The organism is Actinosynnema sp. NPDC023658 (assembly GCF_040639995.1).
Classification (GTDB): domain Bacteria; phylum Actinomycetota; class Actinomycetes; order Mycobacteriales; family Pseudonocardiaceae; genus Actinosynnema.
Map to the genome: position 1 here is coordinate 1 of NZ_JBFAAX010000878.1, position 2288 is coordinate 2288.

Below are 2288 nucleotides of genomic sequence, written 5' to 3' on the forward strand. Positions count from 1 at the left end.
GTTCAACGCTCACGGCTAACGGTGTCAGGCGTGAGCGTTGAACTCGGTGCTCTGAACGTAGGACTCACGCGCCGTGAACGTAGGACTCTCGCGAAGCGGAGGCAGGACTCCCGGCCACGGCCAGGCGGCGGGCCGAGGCGACGTCCGGGCAGCCCGCCAGGCGCAGCGCGGTCTCGAACTCGGCCCGCAGCACGTCCAGCACCGCTGCCACACCCCGCTCACCACCCGCCGCGAGCCCCCACAGCACGGGCCTGCCGACCAGGACCGCCGCGGCACCGAGCGCCAACGCCCGCAGGACGTCCACCCCGCTACGCACGCCGCTGTCCAGCAGCACCGGGCACCGCCCACCCACCGCGGCGACGACCTCCGGCAGCGCGACCGCACTCGGCACCGCGCCGTCCAACTGCCGCCCACCGTGGTTCGACACCACCACACCACCCGCGCCGAGGTCGACGGCCCGCGCCGCGTCCCGGGGGTCGAGCACGCCCTTGACCACCAGCGGCAGGTCCGTGTGCGCCCGGATCCACTCCAGATCACGCCAGCTCAACGACGGGTCGAACACCGCGCTGGTGTGGCGGGCGATCACCGAGTCGCCCTCCACCCGGTCGCCCACCTCGCCGTCGGTGTTCACCGGCTTCACCCACGACGGCAGCGAGAACCCGTTGCGCATGTCCCGCAGCCGCCGCCCGAGCACCGGCACGTCGACCGTCAACATCACCGCACCGCACCCCGTCTCCTCGGCACGGCGCAGCAGCTTCACCATCACCTCGCGGTCGCGCAGCCAGTACAGCTGGAACCACGTCGTGCCGCCCGCCGCCGCCACGTCCTCGATCGGGTCGGAGCTGAGCGTGCTCACGACGTACGGCACACCGGCCGCCGCCGCGGCGGACGCTGCCGCACGCTCGCCACCGTCGTGGATCAACCGCTGGTAGGCCATCGGAGCCACGGCCAGCGGCAGCGCCGACGTGACACCGAACAGCTCGCAACCCGTGTCGCAAACGGAGACGTCCACCAGCGACCGCGGCACGACCGCGACCCGGTCCAGCGCCGCCCGGTTCGCGGCGAGCGTGACCTCCTCGCCGCTGCCGCCCGCGATGTAGTCCCACACGTCCGGCGCCGACCGCTCGGCGGCCAACCGCTCGACGTCGGCCGTCGACCACACGTCACGCATAAGCCGCCGCCTGCGTCGAGTACAGCTCGGCGTACAGGCCGTTCGCGGCCATGAGCTCGTCGTGCGAACCGTGCTCCTCCACCCGTCCGCCGGCCACCACCACGATCAGGTCGGCCATGCGCACGGTGGAGAACCGGTGCGAGACGAGCAGGGTGATGGCACCGGTCCGCCGGCCGACCTCACGCGCGCCGGCCGCGTACCGCTCGAACAACCGGTGCTCGGCCTGCGCGTCGAGCGCCGAGGTCGGTTCGTCGAGGATCAGCAGCAACGGCTCGCGGCGCATCATGGCCCGGCCGAGCGCGAGCTTCTGCCACTGCCCGCCGGACAGCTCCGCGCCGTCGGTGTAGGTCTTGCCGAGCTGGGTCTCGACACCGTCCTCGAGGTGGTCCAGGACGTCCTCGGCGTGCGCGCGGCGCAGGGCGTCCCGCACGGCGTCGGCCGACTCGACCTGGGCCAGCTCCCCGACGCCGACGTTCTCGCGGACGAGCAGCTCGAACCGGGCGAAGTCCTGGAACCCGCCGGCGATGCGAGCACGCCACTCCTCCACCGGGAAGCGGGTGAAGTCCGTGCCGTCCAACGAGATCGTGCCGGTGGTCAACGGGTAGAACCGGCACAGCAGCTTGATCAGGGTGGTCTTCCCGGCGCCGTTCTCCCCGACGAACGCGACCGTGCTGCCCGCGGGCAGGGTGAGGTCGACGTCAGCGATGACCGGCCGGTCGGTGCCCGGGTAGGAGAAGGACACGCCGCGCACCTCGATGCCGTCCCGGATGCGTCGGGGCACGTCCCGGTCGGGCGGTGGGGGCGCCTGGCTCGCCACCAGCGCGCGGACCCAGCGCAGGTTGCCCATGACCCGCCCGGTGCGCTGCATCTCCTGCAACGTGGCCACGGAGGAGGTCACCTGCTGGTTCACCTGTGACGCCAGGGTCAGCACGAGCAGGACGTCGCCCACGCCGCGGTGACCGGCCACCGCGTCGCGCAGCACCAGCAGCGTGCCCAGCACGTAGGCCACCGCGAAGAACAGCTCCCCGCCGGTGCGCAGCAGCACGGCCCGGCGCTCACCGCGCCACAGCTGCGCCGACGCGTCGTCCCAGGCCCGGCGCTGGCGCGAGCGTAGACG

The 2288-nt window shown here is 72.9% G+C and carries 2 protein-coding genes; both read right to left on the reverse strand.

Going from position 1 to position 2288, the window contains the following annotated elements; all coding sequences use genetic code 11:
• Window positions 1-64 precede the first annotated feature (64 nt).
• Window positions 65-1171: an alpha-hydroxy acid oxidase gene (locus AB0G02_RS35900; RefSeq protein ID WP_360803627.1), complete on the reverse strand. Its 1107-nt coding sequence runs from the start codon at window positions 1169-1171 to the stop codon at window positions 65-67.
• Window positions 1164-2288, reverse strand: a 1125-nt coding sequence (locus AB0G02_RS35905; RefSeq protein ID WP_360803630.1) for an ABC transporter ATP-binding protein, incomplete at its 5' end; no start/stop codon positions are given. The genes AB0G02_RS35900 and AB0G02_RS35905, both read right to left, overlap by 8 nt.